13 protein-coding genes and 1 tRNA gene are annotated in these 13,422 nt (G+C 66.9%); 2 read left to right on the top strand and 12 right to left on the bottom strand.

The genetic code is table 11. The features are described from left to right. Positions 1 to 6: 6 nt before the first annotated feature. The 4 genes from QPK29_RS19195 to QPK29_RS19180 form a co-directional block, all read right to left on the bottom strand. On the bottom strand, positions 7 to 663 hold the full coding sequence (locus QPK29_RS19195; RefSeq protein ID WP_056125990.1) for a BON domain-containing protein: 657 nt from the start codon (positions 661 to 663) through the stop codon (positions 7 to 9). Further along, entirely contained in the window at positions 653 to 1,249 is a 597-nt protein-coding gene (locus QPK29_RS19190) for a phosphoheptose isomerase (RefSeq protein WP_371770763.1), read from the bottom strand. The genes QPK29_RS19195 and QPK29_RS19190 overlap by 11 nt, the downstream gene beginning before the upstream one ends. A gap of 186 nt (positions 1,250 to 1,435) precedes the next feature. Beyond that, positions 1,436 to 1,801 carry a YraN family protein gene (locus QPK29_RS19185; RefSeq protein ID WP_371770762.1) on the bottom strand — a complete coding sequence of 122 codons (366 nt, stop codon included), beginning with the start codon at positions 1,799 to 1,801 and terminating at the stop codon, positions 1,436 to 1,438. A gap of 1 nt (position 1,802) precedes the next feature. Continuing rightward, positions 1,803 to 3,026 carry a penicillin-binding protein activator gene (locus tag QPK29_RS19180; protein WP_371770761.1) on the bottom strand — a complete coding sequence of 408 codons (1,224 nt, stop codon included), beginning with the start codon at positions 3,024 to 3,026 and terminating at the stop codon, positions 1,803 to 1,805. 13 nt (positions 3,027 to 3,039) lie between these two features. On the opposite strand from QPK29_RS19180, the gene rsmI reads away from it, so the two are divergent. After that, a complete protein-coding gene (rsmI, locus tag QPK29_RS19175; protein ID WP_371770760.1) occupies positions 3,040 to 3,942 on the top strand; it encodes a 16S rRNA (cytidine(1402)-2'-O)-methyltransferase in 903 nt (300 codons plus the stop codon). A gap of 157 nt (positions 3,943 to 4,099) precedes the next feature. On the opposite strand, the gene QPK29_RS19170 is transcribed toward rsmI, so the two are convergent. Next, positions 4,100 to 4,720, bottom strand: coding sequence for a hypothetical protein (locus QPK29_RS19170; protein ID WP_371770759.1), 621 nt, complete (start codon positions 4,718 to 4,720; stop codon positions 4,100 to 4,102). 80 nt (positions 4,721 to 4,800) lie between these two features. Here QPK29_RS19170 and QPK29_RS19165 point away from each other — a divergent pair. Beyond that, positions 4,801 to 4,877 (top strand) — tRNA-Pro (locus tag QPK29_RS19165). 44 nt (positions 4,878 to 4,921) lie between these two features. Here QPK29_RS19165 and QPK29_RS19160 read toward each other — a convergent pair. From QPK29_RS19160 to bioA, 7 genes are all read right to left on the bottom strand, one after another. Then, entirely contained in the window at positions 4,922 to 5,836 is a 915-nt protein-coding gene (locus QPK29_RS19160) for a hydroxymethylglutaryl-CoA lyase (RefSeq protein WP_371770758.1), read from the bottom strand. A gap of 9 nt (positions 5,837 to 5,845) precedes the next feature. Then, the gene (locus tag QPK29_RS19155) at positions 5,846 to 6,787 is read right to left on the bottom strand and encodes a 2-hydroxyacid dehydrogenase (protein ID WP_371770757.1); all 942 of its coding nucleotides are present in this window, start codon (positions 6,785 to 6,787) and stop codon (positions 5,846 to 5,848) included. 82 nt (positions 6,788 to 6,869) lie between these two features. Continuing rightward, a complete protein-coding gene (locus tag QPK29_RS19150; protein ID WP_371770756.1) occupies positions 6,870 to 8,879 on the bottom strand; it encodes an acetyl/propionyl/methylcrotonyl-CoA carboxylase subunit alpha in 2,010 nt (669 codons plus the stop codon). Between the two features lie 161 nt (positions 8,880 to 9,040). Then, complete coding sequence (gene bioB, locus QPK29_RS19145; protein WP_056126007.1) at positions 9,041 to 10,069, bottom strand: biotin synthase BioB; 1,029 nt, start codon at positions 10,067 to 10,069, stop codon at positions 9,041 to 9,043. A gap of 19 nt (positions 10,070 to 10,088) precedes the next feature. Next, positions 10,089 to 10,883 carry a dethiobiotin synthase gene (gene bioD, locus QPK29_RS19140; RefSeq protein ID WP_371770755.1) on the bottom strand — a complete coding sequence of 265 codons (795 nt, stop codon included), beginning with the start codon at positions 10,881 to 10,883 and terminating at the stop codon, positions 10,089 to 10,091. Continuing rightward, positions 10,880 to 12,067 (bottom strand): 8-amino-7-oxononanoate synthase, encoded by a 1,188-nt coding sequence (bioF, locus tag QPK29_RS19135; RefSeq protein WP_371770754.1) that lies wholly within the window; start codon positions 12,065 to 12,067, stop codon positions 10,880 to 10,882. The genes bioD and bioF overlap by 4 nt, the downstream gene beginning before the upstream one ends. A 2-nt stretch (positions 12,068 to 12,069) precedes the next feature. Then, positions 12,070 to 13,413 carry an adenosylmethionine--8-amino-7-oxononanoate transaminase gene (gene bioA / locus QPK29_RS19130; RefSeq protein WP_371770753.1) on the bottom strand — a complete coding sequence of 448 codons (1,344 nt, stop codon included), beginning with the start codon at positions 13,411 to 13,413 and terminating at the stop codon, positions 12,070 to 12,072. Positions 13,414 to 13,422 lie beyond the last annotated feature (9 nt).

Genomic DNA, 13,422 nt, shown 5'->3' with positions numbered 1-13,422 from the left:
GGTGTGTTACGACGTGCCCCGCGGCTCGGGTTGCTGCTGTTGCGGCGGCGACATCGAGCGCAGGTCTTCTTCGCTGATGTACTCGAACATTTTAACCACGCGCATGACGCCCGACACGCCCTGGGCAACATCGGCGGCGATATTGCCTTCGCGCTGAGTCACGAGACCCATCAGGTAGACGGTGCCGCCCTCCGTCACGACCTGGAACGAGGTGGCCGACACGGTCTTCTTGTCCGCGAGGCTGAGCTTGACCTTGCTGGTGATAAGGGCGTCGCTGGCGCGCGACGTGTAGCTGGACGGGCCGGCGATCTGCAGTTCGTTGATGACGTTATCGACATTGGTAATGCCGCGCACTTCGTTTTCCACTGCGCGCTTCATCGCCTCGTCCTTCACCTCGCCGGTCAGCAGCACCTTGCGGTTGTAGCTGTTGATGTTGACGTGGCCGGCGTCGCCGACGATGTTGCCCATGCGGGCCGCGGCTTTCAGTTCGATGCCCTTGTCCTCGGTCTGCGCGCCCAGCGTGCGGCGGTCGGCCGTCGCGACGGCGCCGCTGACGGCGGCACCTGCCACGACCGCGACGCAGCCTTGCAGGGACGACAGCAGGGCCACGCACAGCACGGCCTTCGACAGGGGACGCAGCACGGCGCCGGCGTTAATTTGCATCTTCTTCTCCGAACAGGGCGACGTCGAGACCGTCGCAGATACTGTGGATCGCGACCAGGTGGACTTCCTGGATGCGGGCGGTGCGGGAATGCGGCACGTTGATGTGGACGTCGGCGTCGGTCAGCATCTGGGCGATCTTGCCGCCGTCCTTGCCGGTCAGGGCGACGACGCGCATCTCGCGCTCCAGCGCGGCTTCGACGGCGGCCAGCACGTTGCCCGAGTTGCCCGACGTGGAAATCGCCAGCAGGATGTCGCCGGCCTGGCCGAACGCCTGCACCTGCTTGCTGAAGATTTCGTTGAAACTGTAGTCGTTGCCGACGGCCGTGATGATCGACGTGTCGGTGGTGAGCGCGATCGCCGGCAGCGGGAAGCGTTCGCGCTCGAAGCGGCCGACCAGTTCGGCGGCGAAGTGCTGCGAGTCGCCGGCCGAGCCGCCGTTGCCGCATGAGAGGATTTTGTTGCCGTTGGAAAGCGCATTGAACATCAGCTCAATCGCTTGGGAAATCGGTTGTGCGAGGAGATTCGCCGACTTCAACTTGAGTTCGGCGCTTTCCTGGAAGTGGGCGAGGATGCGTTGAGTATTCATGGTCAAAGATTATAGTGCAGTGGCAATGCCCAGCGATCAAGCCCAGCAAAAAATGCTTACACTTCCAAGCCTTTCAAAACCGTCGCGAGCGGCAGCAGTTTTGGCCGAGAAGCGCGGCTGTACGAATAGTACAGCGAGCATCGCATCCTGCGCGGCCCGGCCAAAAATGCAACGCGCAGCAGGTTTTTAAACGCTAGTCTCAATGGCGTTCCTTAACCATTCGACATGGTTGCCATCGATGGCGACGACGTCGATGCGGCAGGGTGGCAGGCGATTGAAACGTTGCAAATAAAACTGGGCGGCGCGGATGATGCGGCGGATTTTCGCCGGACCGATGCTTTCCGCCGCGCTGACCGGAGCCCCGGCCGCGCGCTGGCGTACCTCGACGAACACGAGCGTGGCGCCGTCGCGCAGGATCAGGTCGATTTCTCCCAGCTTGCACTGGAAATTCGCTTCCACCAGCACGAGGCCGTGGCGCTCGAGATGGGCCAGGGCCACGTCTTCCCACGCGCGTCCCTGCTCCTGCTTGCGCGACAGCCGGGTCGGCCACATGTCAGCGGCCTTTGACGGGTTCGAATGCGCCGCCGCGGACCACGACGGCCGCCTCGACCCGCTGCAGCTGCAATTGCCCGTCGGGGCCGGCGACCACGTCGAGCCGGCCCGTGACGCCATCGATGTTGAACGGCGCGCCATCCCGCAGTGCCAGTTCGCGCGCGACGCGGAAGGCGTCGATGCCGAGGGCATATAAACGGTCCATGTCGAGCGGCTGTTCCGTATCCAGCGGGCGCGGGTAGACCATCACGGCCGGGTGGTCGGGCAGCACGATCCACGGCAGGTCGAGGAGGCGTACGCCGTCGAGGCCGGGCGCGTCCGGCACCGTCGACCGCCCCGGATTCGCCGCGCCGCCGCCATAGCAGGGGATCGCGGAGGCCAGCGCACGCACGGGGCGCAGCGCGGCGCTGTCGAGTGCGGCGAACAGCAGGTCGGGCGGGTCGATCTCCAGTTTCTGCTTCAGCTCCCCGATGGCAGCCTTGCCCCCTTCGCCGGACGGGATCGCGAAACGCTGGTTCGTGTGGCCCAGCCGGACCCAGCGCGCCTCGAACGCGCCGGCCGCCCGCTGCGCCCAGGCCGCGCCGCCCGTGAGGACCAGGGCACGGCCGTGCGGATGCTCGCGCGCGGCCCATTCCGCCACCTGGCGCGCCTCGTCCTCGATCGACAGGCCGGCCACGAGCATCCCCCGTGGCACACTGGATCGGCCTTCCGGCACGCTCAGCACGACGGTCGGGCGCGTGACGGCATCGCTGTCGGCCAGCGCCGCCACGGCAGAACGCGCGAGCGGACCGACGATGATGTCGCTGGCCACCGCCGCGCGCGCGTACGCGTCGAGCACGTCGCGCGGCGCGTCGCCCGTCGAGACGACCTCGGCCTTGAAGCCGGTGCCGTCCCGTTCCATGCTCGCCATGAAGCCGGCGCGAACCGCTTCGGCGGCCGTTGCCAGCGTGCTGGATCGCATCGGCAGCAGCAGGGCGATGCGGATGGGGGCGGCGGACGGTGGCGGCGGCGGCGCGGGTTCGTTCGGTGGCGGCCGGGCCGGGCGCGGCTGGATGGCGGGATCCAGCATCGCGAGGAGGGGCGCGTGCGCACTTGTGTTAGTGTCCACGGACGCGCACAATCGCTGCGGCCCGGCACATGGCGTGCCGGCAAGGGCGTGGCCACCGACACTCATCATGATGAGCAGCCAGGCCAGCCGGGCGCACAGTGCCTCGAGAATCTTCATCCGTATCCCCAACATGACAGAAACCCAGTCCAGCCAGATCGCCCAACTGCCCGTCATGGGCGAGGCCGCCCAGCAGTCCTATCCTACCGCAACGCTTTACGTGGTGGCCACACCCATCGGCAACGTCACCGACATCACCCTTCGGGCGCTGCACGTGCTGCTGCTGGCCGACGTCGTCGCCTGCGAGGACACGCGCAAGACCGGTACGCTGCTGACCCGTTTCGGCCTGAACAAGCAGATGATCGCCGCGCACCAGCACAACGAACGCGAGGTTGCCGAGAAACTCGTCACGCGCCTGCGCGCGGGCGAGCGCGTGGCGCTCGTGTCGGATGCGGGCACGCCAGCCGTGTCCGACCCGGGCGCGCGCATCGTCGACGCGGTGCGCGACGCCGGGCTGAACGTCGTCCCGGTGCCCGGCTCATCGGCGGCCATCGCGGCGCTGTCGGCGAGTGGCCTCGTGAACGACCGCTTCTATTTTGTCGGCTTCCTGCCCGCGAAGACGAAGCAGCGCGAATCGGAACTGGCCACGCTCAAGGCCGTGCCGGCGACGCTCGTGTTTTATGAGGCACCGCATCGCATCACGGACTGTGTGGAATCTCTCGTCGCCGCATTCGAGCCGACGCGCCAGGTGGTCTTTGCACGCGAGCTGACGAAATTGTTCGAGGAAATCCACCGCTGCCCGCTTGCCGACGCGCTGGCCTGGGTGAAGGCCGACGCGAACCGCGAGCGCGGCGAATTCGTCGTGCTGGTCGAAGGTGCGCAGACGGAGGACGACGAAGGCGACGTCGAAGCGGAGCGCGTGCTGCGCATCCTGCTGGAAGAGTGTTCGGTGAAACAGGCTGCCGCGCTGGCGGCGCAGATTACCGGGAAGAAGAAGAACGCGTTGTACGAGCGGGCGTTGCAGATCAAGGGCTGACAAACGTCGTTCCCGAGAAAGCGGGAACCCATGCGGACTATCCGAAGTCAGACTTCAAAGATGCCGCAGTAATTGCAACGTCACGGCTTTGGTGGTTCAGTATGGATTCCCGCGTGCGCGGGAAGTCATTTCCGGCAATGCCGGGAATGACAGTCGGTTACCACTTGCACCCACTATCTTTTTTGTCCATCGCCAGGAAGATCGGTGCCAGCAAGCCCCCGGGCACGCCATCCTTGCAATCCGGCCGCTTGGCCTGCTTGATCGCCCGTTCGAACTTGCTTTCCGTTTGCAGCGCCGGTTTCGGCAGGCGTTCGAGCGCCGTGCCCACCTTGTCCGGATCGGGTTCGTTGGCCAGCTTCGTCGCCATGCCGCGCGCCATGCTGCGGGCCGCGTCGATGTCGAAATGCCGCGTCGTCGTCGCGGGTTCCGGCGGCGGCGCGGGCGTGTCCGGTGCCGGTTTCACGGCATAGGTTTCCTCGGTCGACTGGCGTTTTTCCACAGGCACGGCGATCACGGGGCGGGTTTTCCTTGCGGGCGGCTGCGCGCGCGGGATCGGTTTCGGCGGCTCCTCGGCCGGTTGCACTTGCACGGGCGGCGCGGCTTGCAGGCGGATCGTGAGCCGTTCCGGCGGCGCGGCGGGCAAGGTCGCGGCAGGCTGGCGATGGAACGCGAGCAGCAGCGCGTGCGCGAGCACCGACAGCGCGATGCCGGCCGCGATGCGGTTCATTTGCTTGCGGTCGGGGAGGGCGCCGTCGATGTTGTCGATTGCAAACGTCACGTCTTCACCTGTACGGAAAACCACGGATTCACGGGCTTTCCTTGACCTGGACAGTACCCGGACGGTATGATGGCTGTCTTCGGAGTGTAGCGCAGCCCGGTAGCGCATCTGGTTTGGGACCAGAGGGTCCAAGGTTCGAATCCTTGTACTCCGACCAGTATAGCAAGAGGCCGACGAGAGATCGTCGGCCTTTTTCATTTGTTACAACGTTCTCTTCGCCAACAATGCATTGCCGGCCCGGCTCGCGCCCTTGCGGCCGAGATGCTGCGAAATGAACGCGCCCGCCTCCACGACGACATCCAGGGCTATGCCCGTCTCGATTCCCAGTCCATTCAGCATGTAGACCACGTCCTCGGTCCCCACGTTGCCCGTCGCGCCTTTCGCATACGGGCAGCCGCCCAGGCCCGACACGGACGAGTGGAAGATCGTGACGCCCAGTTCCAGGCTGGCGTAGATGTTGGCGAGCGCCTGGCCGTAGGTGTCGTGGAAGTGGCCGGAGATGCGGTCCAGCGCGAAGGCGCGCGCCGCCGTCTCCATCACGGCCTGCGTCTTGCGCGGGGTCGAGACGCCGATCGTGTCGGCGATGTCGATCTCGTCGCAGCCCAGGTCGCGCATGCGGCCCACGACGTCCGCGACCGCATCCAGCGGTACGTCTCCCTGGTACGGGCAGCCGAACGCGCAGCTGATGCTGCCGCGCAGGCGCAGGCCATTGTCCTTCGCCGCCTTCGCCACGGGTTCGAAACGGGCGATGGATTCCGCGATCGAGCAGTTGATGTTCCGCTGCGAGAACGCTTCCGACGCGGAACCGAAGATCACGACTTCATCGGCCTGCGCGGCGAGCGCCGCCTCGAAGCCCTGCATGTTCGGCGTCAGCGCGGAATACAGCGTGCCGGGACGGCGGGCGATGCCGGCCATGACCTCGGCACTCGTCGCCATCTGCGGCACCCATTTCGGCGAGACGAACGACGCCGCCTCGATGTTGGTGAAACCGGCGCGCGACAGGCGGTCGACCAGTTCGATCTTGACCGCGGCGGACACCGCTTCTTTTTCGTTCTGCAGCCCGTCGCGCGGGCCGACTTCGACGATCTTGACGTGTTTCGGCAGTTGGTTGTGCATGATGATTTCCTAATAGCCGCGGGCGCGGTCGACGATGTCGTCGATGGCCTCGCCCCGTTCCAGCTTGCCGATCTTGGCGGCGATCTGGCGTACGGCTTCCTCGCGCAGGGTGAGCGCGGAGATGTGCGGCGTGATGGTGATGCGCGGTTCGTTCCAGAACGGATGCGGCGCCGGCAGCGGTTCGTTGCGGAATACGTCCAGCGTGGCGCCCGCGATGTGGCCGGCGCGGATCAGCGCCAGCAGGTCCGGCTCGGCCAGCAGCGCGCCGCGCGCCACGTTGATCACGTAGGCGCCTTCGGGCAGTTGCGACAGGTGCGCGCGGTCGAGCAGGTTCGTCGTCTCGGGCGTGAGCGGCAGCATGCAGACGAGGACCTGCGTCCCGGACAGGAAGTCGCCCAGTTCGTCCATGCCGGCAAAGCACGGCACGCCCGGCACGTCTTTCGGCGACCGGCTCCAGCCGCGCACGGGAAAGCCGAGCTGGCGCAGCGTGCGCAACACGGGCATCCCGAGCTTGCCGAGGCCCAGCACGCCGACCGTGAAGTCGGCCTTGCGGCGGCGCGTTTCCAGCGGATTCCAGATGCCCTGGCGCGCCTGCTGCTCGTAGTCGTCGAAGCGGCGGAAGTAGCGCAACGTTGCATATGCGACGTACTCCGCCATCTGCTCGGCCATGCCCGCATCGCCGAGGCGGACGATGGGGACGTGCGGCAGCGCGTCGCCGAACTTCAGCAGCGCGTCCACGCCGGCGCCCATCAGGAAGATCGCCTTGACGTGGGCCAGCTGGTCGAGCAGCTGCGTCGTCGGCGCCCACACGACGGCGTAGTCGCAAGGCGGTTGCGACGCCAGCGACATGTTCTCGCGCCACACGACGGTCTCCGCGTGCGGCAATGCAGCGGCAAAATCACGGGCCCACGGTTCGATGACGCCGTCGCCCCGGTACAGCAGTATCCGCATGTCTTGTCTCCTGATTGTTATGGATGTTTGCGTTTGCTGTCTCGTTGGTAGGTCTGCGCCGCGGTCTCCGCCACGGCGTTGATTACGCTGCCGCCTTGAAGGCCAGCAGCGGTGCTCCATCCGCGACCTGGTCGCCGACCTGGTACAACACTTCCTCGACCAGGCCGTCGCTCGGTGCGGCAATCGTGTGTTCCATCTTCATCGCTTCCATGATCACGAGCGGCTCGCCTTTCTTGACGAGCTGTCCGCTGGACGCGATCACGGCCACCACCTTGCCCGGCATCGGCGCGGTGAGGCGGCCGTCCGCCGTCTCGTGCTCGCCGGCATGCGCGAGCGGATCGTGCCAATCCAGCACGTGGTGCAGGCCGCCCGTGAACACGTGCAGCGTTTCGCCGTCGCGCCGCACCGCGCCCTGGATCGCCTGGCCGTCCAGGCGGATCGCGTAGCGGCTGTCATGTTGCGAAACAAGCGCCAGCGGATGGGCCTTGCCGTCCGCTTCGAGCGTCCAGCCATGCGCATGATAGGCCATGTCGATTGCATAGACCTTGGCCTGGGTCGTGGCCGCGTACTCGTCGCCGAACGCCAGCCGGCGGCGATACGTGCCGTTCATGCGCCAGCCGTGGGTGCTGGTCCACGGGTCGGCCGGGTTGCTGCTTGCGGGAGTTTCCGCCGCGACGAGGGCCACGGCCGCCAGCGCCAGCGCGGACAAGGGCGCCGGTCCTGCCGGCGGGAACAGCGTGGCCGTGTTTCGCTCGATCAGGCCCGTGTCCAGGTCGGCATGCGCAAAGGCATCGCCTTCGACGAGGCGTTTCAGGAACGCGATATTGGTCGCGAGGCCGACGATGTGGAATTCGGACAGCGCCTGCGCCATGCGCGCCAGCGCCTGCGCGCGGTCCGCGCCCCACACGATCAGCTTCGCGATCATCGGATCGTAGAACGGCGAAATCGCATCGCCCGCGCGCACGCCGGAATCGATGCGCACGTCGCCCAGTTCGAACGCGACGTGGCGTGGGGTGTCCATGCAGAGGAGTGTCCCGATCGAGGGCAGGAAACCTTTCTCCGGATTTTCCGCGTACACGCGCGCCTCGATCGCGTGGCCGTCGATCGCGAGTTCATGCTGCTGCTTCGGCAGCGGCTGGCCGGCGGCCACCCGCAACTGCCATTCGACGAGGTCCGTGCCCGTGATCATCTCGGTGACGGGGTGCTCGACCTGCAGGCGCGTGTTCATCTCCATGAAGTAGAACGAGCCGTCCTGGTTGGCGATGAATTCGACGGTGCCCGCGCCCACATAGCCCACGGCACGTGCCGCCGCGACGGCCGCTTCGCCCATCGCGGCGCGGCGCTCCGGCGGCATGCCCGGCGCCGGCGCTTCTTCCAGCACCTTCTGGTGACGGCGCTGCACGGAGCAGTCGCGCTCGTGCAGGTAGACGCAGTTGCCGTGCGTGTCCGCGAACACCTGGATCTCGATGTGGCGCGGGCGCGTGAGGTATTTTTCGACGAGCACCTTGTCGTCGCCGAACGACGAAATGGCTTCGCGCTTGCACGACGCGAGCGCGGCCTGGAAATCCTCGGACCGTTCCACGACGCGCATGCCCTTGCCGCCGCCGCCCGCGCTGGCTTTCAGCAGGACCGGATAGCCGATGCGGTTCGCTTCCGATTGCAGCAGTTCCGGGTCCTGCGCATCGCCGTGGTAGCCCGGCACGAGCGGCACGCCCGCGCCTTCCATCAGCTGCTTGGCGGCGGACTTCGATCCCATCGCGCGCATCGACGATCCCGGAGGACCGATGAACACGAGGCTCGCGGCCGCGCAGGCTTCCGCGAATTCGGCGTTCTCGGACAGGAAGCCGTAGCCCGGATGGATCGCCTGCGCGCCGGTCGCGAGCGCCGCGGCGATGATCTTGTCGCCGCGCAGGTAGCTGTCCTTGGCGGCGGCGGGGCCGAGCAGGATCGCTTCATCGCAGACCGCCACGTGTTTCGCGCCGGCGTCGGCTTCCGAATAGACGGCAACGGTCTTGATGCCGAGGCGGCGCGCGGTGGCGGCGACCCGGCAGGCGATTTCGCCACGGTTGGCGATGAGGATCTTCGTGAACATGGTGTCTCGTCTGTTTTAAGTTTTGTAAACGTTAGCTTCAAACGTCGTCCCCGCGGAGGCGGGGACCCATGCTGAGCCACGGATCACGCGGCGTATGGATTCCCGCTTTCGCGGGAATGACGGGTCTTTTTGCTGAACAGGTCGAACGCGTTTTTTCGGCTTCAGCAGCCGCAGCTTTCCTTCTGCACCGACTCCAGCATTGCCGAGCGCGTTTTCAGGCCCAGCTTTTCCAGCAGCTTGCGGTCGTCGTCCGCTTCCGGATTGTCCGTGGTGAGCAGCTTGTCGCCGTAGAAGATGGAATTGGCACCGGCCATGAAGCACATCGCCTGCACGGCTTCGCCCAGCTCGCGCCGGCCGGCCGACAGACGCACGCGCGCCTTCGGCATCGTGATGCGGGCGACGGCGATCGTGCGCACGAATTCGATCGGATCCAGCGGCGGCAGGCCGTGCATCGGCGTGCCTTCCACCTGCACCAGGTGGTTGATGGGCACCGATTCCGGATACGGGTTCATGTTGGCCAGCTGCGCGATCAGGCCCGCGCGCTGGGCACGCGTCTCGCCCATGCCGACGATGCCGCCGCAGCAGATCTTCAGGCCGGCCGTGCGTACGCGGCCCAGCGTGTCAAGGCGGTCGCGGTATTCGCGCGTGGAGATCACGTCGCCGTAGAAATCCGGCGAGGTGTCGATGTTGTGGTTGTAGTAGTCCAGGCCCGCCTGCTTCAGTTGCTCGGCCTGGCCTTCTTCCAGCATGCCGAGGGTCGCGCAGGTTTCCATGCCCAGCGCCTTCACGCCGCGCACCATGGCTTCCACTTTCTCCATGTCGCGCTCTTTCGGGCTGCGCCAGGCGGCGCCCATGCAGAAGCGGGTTGCGCCCTTGGCCTTCGCTTCGCGGGCGGCGTCCAGCACGGTGTCGAGGTCGAGGATCTTCTTCGCCTCGACGCCGGTGTCGTAGCGCGCGGCCTGCGGGCAGTAGCCGCAGTCTTCCTCGCAGCCGCCGGTCTTGATCGACAGCAGGGTCGCGAGTTCGACGTCGCCGTCGGGGAACTCGGCGCGGTGGGCCTGCTGGGCGCGGAACATCAGGTCCGGCAGCGGCAGTTCGAACAGCGCGAGCACGTCTTCGAGGGGCCAGGTGGCGTCTTTCGGCAGGGAGGCCGGCGTGACCGGCGGGTGGAGAGTAACGACTTGGGTCATTTCGGATTCCTTGTTTTGGTCAGGCTCGCTTGGCCGGCCATCCGGGCAGGCTCGCGAGTTCGAGGTAAGTGGAGGCCTTGGCGGCCGTCGGTTCGTCCAGGCGCGGCACGCGGCCGAGCAGCGGGGCGGGCAGGCGGCGTTCGAGCTCCGCGACGTTGTCGATCGCGAAGCGCATGTCCGGGTCCACCTGGTTGGCGACCCAGCCCGCAAGCACGAGGCCGCGCGCGATGATCGCCTCGGCCGTCAGTAAAGCATGATTGATGCAGCCCAGGCGCATACCGACGACGAGGACGACGGGCAACCCCAATTGTACGGCCAGATCGGCGCTGTCGAAATCTTCGGAGAACGGCACGCAGAAACCGCCCACGCCTTCGACGACGGTCGCGTCGGACGCGCCCAGGATCTCGGCATACGCCGTCAGGATAGGCACCGGTTCGATGGTCACGCCTTCCAGCGCGGCCGCGATGTGCGGGGCGCACGGTTCGCGCAGCATGTAGGGCGTCGTGATCGATTGCGGCAGCAGCACGTTGCCGGCCGCGCGCAGCATGGCCGCGTCGTCGTTGTGCAATTCGCCGTCGCGTTCCTCGGCACCGGCCGCGATGGGCTTCATGCCGCACGCACGCACGCCCTGGCGCACGAGTTTATGGAGGATGGCGCTGGAGATCAGCGTCTTGCCGATTTCCGTGTCGGTGCCGGTCACGAAGCAGGCGAAGCGCGTCGGCACGCCTTCCGCGGCGAGCGGCGCGGGGATGGTCAGCGGCACCGCGGCCGGTTCGGCCATGCCGACGGATTGTTCGGGCTCGTTCAGACTCATGCCCAGGTCCTTTCCAGCTGGTTGAGCGCAGTAATCAACTGCGCGACGTCTTGTTCGGTATGCGCGGCGGACAGTGTGACGCGCAGGCGCGCCGTCCCCACCGCCACGGTCGGCGGACGGATCGCCGGCACCCACAGCCCCTGCTCGTGCAGGCGGGCCGCGGCGGCCATCGCCTCGTCGTTGGCGCCGATGATGATGGGCTGGATCGCCGTCGTCGACACGGGACGCTGCCAGCGTTCCAGGCGCAGGCCGGCGTCCAGTTGCGCGATGCGCGCACGCAGGCCGGCGCGGCGTTTTTCACCTTCATCGCCCTCGATGATATCCACACTCGCGAGCAGCGCGTGCGCGAGCGCGGGCGCGGCGGCCGTCGTGTAGATGTACGGGCGCGCGCGCTGGATCATCAGCTCGATCACGTCCTCGTGCGCCGCGATGAACGCGCCGCCCACGCCGGCCGCCTTGCCCAGCGTGCCGATGTAGACGAGGTGCGGCGAGCGCAGGTCGAAATGCTCCAGCGCGCCGCGGCCGTTATCTCCCAGGACGCCGAAGCCGTGCGCATCGTCGACGACGAGCCACGCGCCATAACGTTCGCACAGCGCGAGCAGCGCGGGCAGCGGGGCGAGGTCGCCGTCCATGCTGAACACGCTGTCCGTGACGACGATTTTGGTGGGCGCGGCGCTCGCCGCGAGCTTCTCTTCCAGCGCGGCCACGTCGCCGTGCGGGTACACGGTCACGCCCGCGCGCGCGAGGCGGGCGCCGTCGATCAGCGAGGCGTGGTTCAGCGCTTCCGAAAAGATCATCGCGTCGAGCGTGCTGCCGAGCCCCGTCAGCGCGGCGAGGTTCGCCATGTAGCCGGTGCAGAAGTACAGCGCGCGTGCGGATTCGAGGTGCGGCGCTTCGAACGCGGCGAGTCGTTCTTCGAGCAGGGCGTGCGCGCGGCTGTGGCCCGACACGAGGTGCGACGCGCCGCTGCCGGCGCCGTACAGGCTCGCACCTTCGCGCAGCGCTTCCACGACGCGCGGGTGGGCGGCGAGGCCTAGGTAATCGTTGCTGCAGAACGCGAGCATGTCGCGGCCGTCGACGACCTGGCGCGGCGCGCAGGGCGTCTCTGCCGTGCGCCGGTGGCGGGTCAGGCTGTGGTTTGCCAGCTCGTCCAGCTGGGCGCGGACTTTATCCATCAAGTTCATCGTCACTCCGCGATCACCGATTCGAACACCTTGCGCGTGCGCGCGGCGAGGCCCACGATCTCTTCCTCGTCCAGCACGTACGGCGGCATCATGTACACGGTGCGTCCGATGGGCCGCAGCAGTAACTCGTTTTCCACGGCGCTCGTGAAGAAGCGGCGTGCGAAGGTCGAGGCGCGCTGCGTGTCCGGCTCGACCGCGTCGAACGCGAGAATCATGCCGCGCTGGCGGAAGTTGGTCACGCGCTTGTGGTCCAGCAGCGGCGCCAGTTCCAGCATCAGGCGCGTGGCCGTCTCGCGGTTCTTGTTCAATACGTCGTCGTCCTGGAAGATCCGCAGCGTGGCCAGCGCGGCGCGGCAGGCCAGCGCGTTGCCCGTGTACGAGTGCGAGTGCAGGAAGCCGCGCGTGATGTCCTCGCTGTAGAACGCCTCATAGACCTTGTCGGTGGTGAGGACGAGCGACAGCGGCAGATAGCCGCCGCTGATGCCCTTCGACAGGCACATGAAGTCCGGCCAGATCGCCGCCTGTTCGCATGCGAAGAACGTGCCGGTGCGGCCGCAGCCGACCGCGATCTCGTCGGCGATCAGGTGCACGTGGTATTTATCGCACAGCTCGCGCAGGCGCTGCAGGTACAGCGGGTCGTGCATCGCCATGCCCGTCGCGCACTGCACGAGCGGTTCGACGATGATGGCGGCGATCTTGTCGCCCTGTTCCGCGAACAGCGCTTCGACATCCTTCGCGGCACGCAGCGCGACATCCTGCGCGGACTCGCCGTCGACGGCGTTGCGCGCATCGGGCGACGACACGGTCCGCGCGGCGCGCAGCAGCGGGCCGTACGCATCCTTGAACAGCGCGACGTCCGTCACGCCCAGCGCGCCGACGGTCTCGCCGTGGTAGGAGCCCTGCAGGCAGACGAATTCCTGCTTGCCCGCATAGCCGGCGTTGCGCCAGTAATGGAAGCTCATTTTCAGCGCGATCTCGACGGCCGATGCGCCGTCGGATGCGTAGAACGCGTGGCCCAGCTGCTGGCCCGTCAGCGCGGCCAGTTGTTCCGACAGCTCGATCACCGGTTCATGCGTAAAACCCGCGAGCATCGCGTGTTCGAGCTTGTCCAGCTGGTCCTTCAACGCCGCGTTGATGCGCGGGTTGGCGTGGCCGAACAAATTGACCCACCACGAACTGATGCCGTCCAGGTAGCGCCGGCCTTCATGGTCGTACAGCCATGGCCCCTTGGCGTGGCTGACGGCGATCAGCGGCATCTCTTCGTGGTGCTGCATTTGCGTGCATGGATGCCAGACGCTGCGCAGGCTGCGCGCGATCCAGTCGGAGGAGGTGGTGGTGGGTTTCAATCTACGTCC

Origin of the sequence: Massilia orientalis (assembly GCF_030411975.2) — a bacterium.
GTDB lineage: Bacteria > Pseudomonadota > Gammaproteobacteria > Burkholderiales > Burkholderiaceae_D > Telluria > Telluria orientalis.
This window is presented reverse-complemented; position numbering and strand designations above follow the sequence as displayed.

Coding starts and splice junctions, on each gene's coding strand:
- QPK29_RS19195 (WP_056125990.1), bottom strand. CDS start 663: ATGCAAATTAACGCCGGCGCCGTGCTGCGTCCCCTGTCGAAGGCCGTG.
- QPK29_RS19190 (WP_371770763.1), bottom strand. CDS start 1,249: ATGAATACTCAACGCATCCTCGCCCACTTCCAGGAAAGCGCCGAACTC.
- QPK29_RS19185 (WP_371770762.1), bottom strand. CDS start 1,801: ATGTGGCCGACCCGGCTGTCGCGCAAGCAGGAGCAGGGACGCGCGTGG.
- QPK29_RS19180 (WP_371770761.1), bottom strand. CDS start 3,026: ATGAAGATTCTCGAGGCACTGTGCGCCCGGCTGGCCTGGCTGCTCATC.
- rsmI (WP_371770760.1), top strand. CDS start 3,040: ATGACAGAAACCCAGTCCAGCCAGATCGCCCAACTGCCCGTCATGGGC.
- QPK29_RS19160 (WP_371770758.1), bottom strand. CDS start 5,836: ATGCACAACCAACTGCCGAAACACGTCAAGATCGTCGAAGTCGGCCCG.
- QPK29_RS19155 (WP_371770757.1), bottom strand. CDS start 6,787: ATGCGGATACTGCTGTACCGGGGCGACGGCGTCATCGAACCGTGGGCC.
- QPK29_RS19150 (WP_371770756.1), bottom strand. CDS start 8,879: ATGTTCACGAAGATCCTCATCGCCAACCGTGGCGAAATCGCCTGCCGG.
- bioB (WP_056126007.1), bottom strand. CDS start 10,069: ATGACCCAAGTCGTTACTCTCCACCCGCCGGTCACGCCGGCCTCCCTG.
- bioD (WP_371770755.1), bottom strand. CDS start 10,883: ATGAGTCTGAACGAGCCCGAACAATCCGTCGGCATGGCCGAACCGGCC.
- bioF (WP_371770754.1), bottom strand. CDS start 12,067: ATGAACTTGATGGATAAAGTCCGCGCCCAGCTGGACGAGCTGGCAAAC.